This is a genomic window from Nostoc favosum CHAB5714 (assembly GCF_020829495.1).
Lineage (GTDB): Bacteria > Cyanobacteriota > Cyanobacteriia > Cyanobacteriales > Nostocaceae > Nostoc > Nostoc favosum.
Genome location: NZ_JAIVFQ010000203.1, coordinates 1 through 4,616, shown reverse-complemented (window position 1 = coordinate 4,616; position 4,616 = coordinate 1). Strand labels below are relative to the sequence as shown.

Below are 4,616 nucleotides of genomic sequence, written 5' to 3'. Positions count from 1 at the left end.
TTTTTTCCCAATCCGAGTTGGGGATTTCAATCCCGTAAAAGAGGCACAAAATATCCATGCCTTTCAATCTACCACCAATTTGTACTTATATTTCTGCGGTAACATTGGGAATCCTGTGAACGGTTACCCGCCCTTTCTCACTTGCAACAACTAAGCTACTGCTGGTCGAACTCCCAAAAGTGCTATTGCTCCAACTGCCGTCTGAGCAACCCGATCCAAACCATACTTTCAAAAAGATTTGGCGTAGCCATGTATTTGTGGCTCAAAGTCAGTGGCACTTGAGTGATACCAAAACAGGAGATACAGCGTATCAGGCGACGTGTACGACTTCAAACGCTTCAACTGCCGTCCGTCGTCCTGCCAGTAATTTCTTATTAAGTGCAAATCCATTTCCCGGCTGTGTACCCCTCGCCAACTCTTGTTGTGCCAGTGCCTCGGTTACTCATCAAGCGGTCACTCTGGATTGCTGTCAAAGTTCAGATAGTGCAAACCCTTTTTGCGTTTGGGTGCAGGCGGTTTGCTTGCCGTTACCCCCCTATTTATAAATATACGTGAGACGTATGTTTTTGTCAACATCTCACGAATATTTTTAGTAGTGATAATTATTTTAATAGTAGTCTTATGTACAATAAAGTTGTAGACGCTAAAAGAAGATTAATCGTTTTTCCACTATGAATATTAGGATTGTGGAGTAATGACGATGGATAAAAGAGTGATTCGCTGGAAGCTGAATGAAATCATGGCCCAAAAAAGAGTCAGAAATAAAGACCTGGCCGAAGGTATCGGCATCACCGAAACTTCTGTTTACAGGTTACGGAAAACTGATACCATGCCTCGGATGTCACCTGAGCGGCTAAACGATATTTGTCAATTTCTTGATTGCCAACCTGGAGACTTACTGATTTATATCCCAGATAGCGATGCGGAAAGGGCGGAAAAAAATCAACAGAAACTAAGTAAGGGAATCGCTATAGCAAAACACCAACTTCCTAGTACTGATAAAGAAGCAACTGAGGATATTGCAGCATAAAGCGATCGCCCGCCGCCAAGCAACACGATCGCCTGCTCAATTCGTTGATCACAAAGTGAGCTTATTACAATGCTGACATATTTTTGGGCAAACACCCTTCAGTATCTCCTCGGTTCACTTTGGTTAAACTGCAACACCCCAACTTTCAAGTATTTACCATAGTGAGCAAGAGATATGCTGACACTAGACACAGAAGAGACAACAGCACTCGATTACAGTGTTGTCAACGTTAGCATCCAAGAAACCTTTACTGCCATCGACAGATTCGAGTGGCAAGCGGTAGATGAAATCCTCCAGATGAGGGAACAACAGCTTTACCTGCAAGCTGGATATAAAAACTTTGAAGAATACTGCCAGCGTGAATTATGCGCTTGGGGTGGATACCGACGAATCAACCAACTGCTAGGAGCCAAAAAGGTCATAGACGCAGTTGGCGAGTTGGGGGGACACATCAAAAATGAGCGTCAGGCTCGTCCGTTACTTCGCTTAGTCAAGGAACCAGAGAAACTTAAAGCTGCTGTATCCCTGGCTCTGAAAGATAACTCTTCTCCTGGTGAATCAGACTTTGCGGCTGCTGCAAATATTGTGGTTCCTCAACTTCCACGCAAAAAGCAATCTACTCAGGAACCAATGGTTCCCAGAATTCAGGAACCAGTGGTTCCTCAAAAAGCTATAGTCACAGTTTCACAACAGTCACACCCAAGGTATGGAGAAGAGGGAACCATTGAGGCTTCGGCTCCAAATCACTGGCAACAGATTGTCACCTTTGCTGATGGCGAAAGGTTGTTGATCAACAATGGTGATTTAGATGTCGGTAGTGTCCCACTCCCCAGAGAGCGAAATTATTCACCAGAATACAGGGAAGCGATCGCTGCACTCAAAGAGCAACACCAGCAAGAGTTAGAGCGCTTACAGCAGGAATTGAGAATTGGACTACAGTCAGAAGCGACCGCCAGAGCCGAAGAACAAGTAAGTGAGCAAATCCAATCCTTGCAAAATCTGTACAAGCAGCAGAAGGAGCAGAATATCCAGTTACAGCAGCGCCTAGACGAAATGGAATCGCTACGGCAATTGGAGACTGAGAACCAACAGCTTAGGCAGCGTATTCAGGATTTGGAAAACGCCGTAGAGCAACGTCCTTCTCAACAGTGGGGAAATACCATGACCCAGCAAGCGACTAAAGCGTTGACCAAGCAGGTGAAGCAAGCACTGGAGAAAACCATTGACCTGCGATCGCTAGCCCAGGAACCCCCCAAGGAGAATGCACAGGAATGTTTACGGTTGATGGGCATGGCGTTGAAGAATCTCGCTAGTGCCATGAACAATACCCAGGCATTGGAGGCAGCAGCGCTAATTTTAAATAGTGAACCGACACCATCTGCGATCGCATATCGAGCCGAGCAATTGGAAATGTTGCCCCAAGCGGTTAGCGATATTCGACGGGTGCTTTCACAGCCTGGGTGTACGTGGCAGGAATTTTGGAGTGTTGCTCAAGAGTATGAAGTGATAAAAGCAGATTATTTGGCGGAATTGACCACCCAAGAGACAGAGTTAATTACTGCTCTCCAAAAAGCATCCTCTCAACCAGACACCATTGGCGTTGGTTCTATCGTTGCCCACGTCGATCCATACCGTACTTTGTATATCGAGAGAGGTGAAGTTGTAGAGGATTTGGGCGAGGAAGTAGTGGTGGCTTGGGATTGTTGGAAGGAGCAATCGAAAAAGACTGATAGGTATTTCCGAGACGAGTTGCGGTTTTGGCAACCTCAATAGACATCTGGTGTATCAGTAACTTTTTAGACAACTAAATACAAGTAGCAAGCCCCGCAATCGCAGCGGGGGAAATTTTCGTGCGTCAATATAAACAGGAGATTGTAAAATGACTGCAACTATCACAAGACCCAAACCCAAAAAGTCTGTTGCTACTAAAGCACAGTCACCATATAAAAGGCTTCATGTGATTATCCCGATTGAAGATATGCTGTGGGCATCGCAGCAAAGACCCTCTGTTACACAATTGTGGCAAGAATGCTGGACAGCTGACCCATACGGTTCTCGGTGGATGCCGCTAACAAGTGCTTTGGGTTACAGTACTTTTATCTCTGCGAAGAAAATTCTCTCCGACAGTGGTCTGTTCATTTTCAAGCCGGATAAGTCGATTCAGGATGGCCGGGAGACAGTGAAGTGGATGGTGCAGAATTTACACGGTAGTCGAATGAAGGAATTTTGGGAGAAAGCCAATGCTGAAAAACGAGAACCAAATTCTCAAAAACAAGAACCAAATGCTGAGATTTCAGAGAAAGATGCTGGCTCTGAAGAAATGCGTGCTTCGTATAAAGCATCTATTTCAGGTCAAAGTCAGCCAGAGCAAGGGTTCTGCGAACCCTCACGAACTACTCAGGAACATCTCACAAACTCATCAAATGAGTTTGTGAGATGTATCTCTGACACGCTAAATGAGATTTTGCAAGTTGAGGAGACGGCTCACGCGCCCTTGGGGGGCGCGTCGCCTCAGACTGTTCAAGGCGTGTCAGAGAAGGAGGAAGACTCGCCTACGGCGAATGACTGTACATCACTGGCGCTTGTGGATGCTGCACAAAGTAATCCCGCTTCGTTGCTAGCTGAAAACCAGGATTGTGGTGTTGAACCGAGGGACTGTCATGAAGGTACTGGTTCCGCCGCGCCCGTCGCTCAAAATGAATTTTCTTCAAGTTCAGCGATCGCTCATCAAACACCAGAGCTTGTAGAACAGGGTTATTCTGTTTCCTTATCGGGAGAAAACCAAGTCTCTGGTGTTGAGCTGAAAGCGGATCAAGAAAGCGAAAGTTCCGCGCTGCCCGTGTCAAAAACTGAAAAGTGGTCGCATGAGGCGATTGTAGCAAGGTCAAATATGCGACCAGAGCGGATGCAGAAACTGAAAGTTGCAGCGAATTCGGGGCAGAATCCGGGGTTTGACTTTTTGCTGGAGTGTTGGAATGATGACCCTGCTTTGCAGATTGTGATCAAGAAATTGTTGGTGAAATTTCCACAGTGGGGGATTGCTTGTGTGGATCGGGTATTGGTAGATTGGGAGAGGTAAAAATCACACTTTTGACCACACCCGGGGACAATGCTCCTAAGTCATACTGAAAGTCTTTCCTAGCTATGAGGCATCAATCCTGCAACCAATGCTTGTGTAAATGCTTGTGCGATTATACCGTCCAAATCAAGCTTAGGGTTGAAAATCGTAATGTCAATGCCCATTGCTTTTGGTGAACCAATCAGCACTTGCAACACGTCTGTCAGTTCTACGAAGCTCAAACCATCAGGCATTCTATAATCGACCGCAGGCATAATGGCATCATCTAAAACATCAGCATCCAGGTGAATCCAAAAGCCATCGAGTCGGTTGTGTTGCAATCGCTTTAGCAAATCTATTGCAGCCTTTTTGACACCCACCTGTCTGATTACCTCTAAGTTAACGTGAGTTCGACGGATAGGAAAGCCCAAAAAGGTTGCTATATATGAATTTACTCAAGTGGGCAGGCGGAAGCGATCGCTAAGATTAATTGAGAATCGGTAAAAAACTCACAAAAAAACGCCGAGA

At 45.7% G+C, this 4,616-nt stretch carries 4 protein-coding genes; 3 read left to right on the top strand and 1 reads right to left on the bottom strand.

All coding sequences use genetic code 11. The features are described from left to right. Positions 1-700: 700 nt before the first annotated feature. The 3 genes from LC586_RS39675 (at position 701) to LC586_RS39665 (ending at position 4,109) form a co-directional block, all read left to right on the top strand. Entirely contained in the window at positions 701-1,030 is a 330-nt protein-coding gene (locus tag LC586_RS39675) for a helix-turn-helix domain-containing protein (protein ID WP_229491258.1), read from the top strand. A 174-nt stretch (positions 1,031-1,204) separates the two neighbouring features. After that, a complete protein-coding gene (locus LC586_RS39670; protein WP_229491257.1) occupies positions 1,205-2,803 on the top strand; it encodes a hypothetical protein in 1,599 nt (532 codons plus the stop codon). 106 nt (positions 2,804-2,909) lie between these two features. Then, on the top strand, positions 2,910-4,109 hold the full coding sequence (locus tag LC586_RS39665; protein ID WP_229491256.1) for a hypothetical protein: 1,200 nt from the start codon (positions 2,910-2,912) through the stop codon (positions 4,107-4,109). A gap of 59 nt (positions 4,110-4,168) precedes the next feature. Here the strand turns inward: LC586_RS39665 and LC586_RS39660 are convergent, their stop codons facing one another. Next, entirely contained in the window at positions 4,169-4,519 is a 351-nt protein-coding gene (locus LC586_RS39660) for an arginase family protein (RefSeq protein ID WP_229491255.1), read from the bottom strand. Between the last annotated feature and the right edge of the window lie 97 nt (positions 4,520-4,616).

Coding starts and splice junctions, on each gene's coding strand:
- LC586_RS39675 (WP_229491258.1), top strand. CDS start 701: ATGGATAAAAGAGTGATTCGCTGGAAGCTGAATGAAATCATGGCCCAA.
- LC586_RS39670 (WP_229491257.1), top strand. CDS start 1,205: ATGCTGACACTAGACACAGAAGAGACAACAGCACTCGATTACAGTGTT.
- LC586_RS39665 (WP_229491256.1), top strand. CDS start 2,910: ATGACTGCAACTATCACAAGACCCAAACCCAAAAAGTCTGTTGCTACT.